Source organism: Chitinilyticum aquatile DSM 21506 (genome assembly GCF_000430805.1).
In the GTDB taxonomy this organism is placed as follows: Bacteria; Pseudomonadota; Gammaproteobacteria; order Burkholderiales; family Chitinibacteraceae; genus Chitinilyticum; species Chitinilyticum aquatile.
Genome location: NZ_AUMS01000030.1, coordinates 1 through 1,418, shown reverse-complemented (window position 1 = coordinate 1,418; position 1,418 = coordinate 1). Strand labels below are relative to the sequence as shown.

Here is a 1,418-nt window from a genome sequence, read left to right as displayed (position 1 = left end):
GGTGGCCGGCGAGGTCGTAGTGGTACAGCGTGTCGCTCACGATCTGGCCGTTGCTCGTGAGGGTTTTGCGGATGCGCTGGCCCAGTGCCCCGACGAGGGCAAATCGATACATACCCATTACTATATATGCATGCGAACCTTTAATATAAAAGGCTACAGCCATATACCCGTGCAGTTTGCAGAAAATCACTGGGGGGGGGGAAGGCGAGTTGTTAAAGATCGGGGATGCGGAAAACGACGCGGCTTGCGCCTCCGATTACGCTTCGCTAATCGGAGCTACGCGGGCTGACGACCAGCTTCATCAAATGGCCCCGGCAACGGGATGAATAACGAGTAAGCCCTCTTCACGATTGCGAAGCAGAAAGCAGTGATGGCCAACCGGTCGAACCGGCGGCAGGAAAACCTGATAGGTCCGAAGTGCCTCGAGCACGCCTAATCGTTCAGGACTTGCCGCGCGAATAGCCCATCATGGCCCGGGCGTTTGAGCCCACCGCAGAGGCCGGATATACGTGCGCAGTCGATCCGACGACCAGACCTGCAGAATGCTTGCAAACCGGGAGGAGTCCATATACGGGCTACGCGGGCTGTTATGCAGGGTTAATTATTTCAATATCACCAGAATTGGTGCTTACATGAACCAGTCCACCCTGCAAAGAATCAATCAACAATCCATCTTCTAAATAAAGCCAATCATCGAGGCAGTAATCGCTCAAAGCAGTTTTATCATCGAGGCAGACAACCACAACACCAGTCATCCCTCCTGAAAATCGAACGCTATCCCCGACACGAATAATTACACCGCTATCACTTATCATGGGCATCACCTAACAAAAGGCTCAATTGGAATTGCACCTTGAGGAGGCGGCGCATTATTTGAACCATCGGCAGCACCAACTTCTTGCCAGAAGCACTGGCAATTATTTGGATTCTGGTTGGCTTTATAAAGATTATAATGATCACCGGTATATGGATAATGAGGTTTTCCCGGAGGGACTTTATCAAATCGATACCCGATAGTGCCTGTCAGTACAACTTTTCCGCTTTGTGTTTTACAAGGTGGGCACTTTTTATCATCCGGCCCAAATTTGCACTCTTGAGTATTGTCAGTCGCATAGGAAAGATCCTGACATTTGCTAATATCTGCAGGGGTTAAATAGAGCACAACAGGCCCCGCAGCCGTCATTAGCGATCTGATGCACAGCGTTGTTAGTTGCCCCAATCCAGGCGGAATTAGCATCCCCCCTTCAGGAAAAAGACCAGAGCCTCCAGGAAGAATTACAGTTTGTAGACCATTAGGGTCAATAAAATTCAGTGAATTCCCACCCACATAAGCATACGTATTAATCCCCCCCGCTAGCCCAATCGGGTCAGACTGCATGTACCGCCCCGTCAGCGGGTCGTAGTCGCGGTAGTAGTTG

General features: G+C 50.6%; 2 protein-coding genes. Both read right to left on the bottom strand.

Translation table 11 applies throughout. The features are described 5' to 3' along the window. Positions 1 to 587: 587 nt before the first annotated feature. The gene (locus tag H559_RS22785; protein WP_155845429.1) at positions 588 to 815 is read right to left on the bottom strand and encodes a hypothetical protein; all 228 of its coding nucleotides are present in this window, start codon (positions 813 to 815) and stop codon (positions 588 to 590) included. A 5-nt stretch (positions 816 to 820) separates the two neighbouring features. Continuing rightward, positions 821 to 1,418, bottom strand: a 598-nt coding sequence (locus tag H559_RS22370; protein WP_162143326.1) for an RHS repeat-associated core domain-containing protein, incomplete at its 5' end; no start/stop codon positions are given.

Coding starts and splice junctions, on each gene's coding strand:
- H559_RS22785 (WP_155845429.1), bottom strand. CDS start 815: ATGATAAGTGATAGCGGTGTAATTATTCGTGTCGGGGATAGCGTTCGA.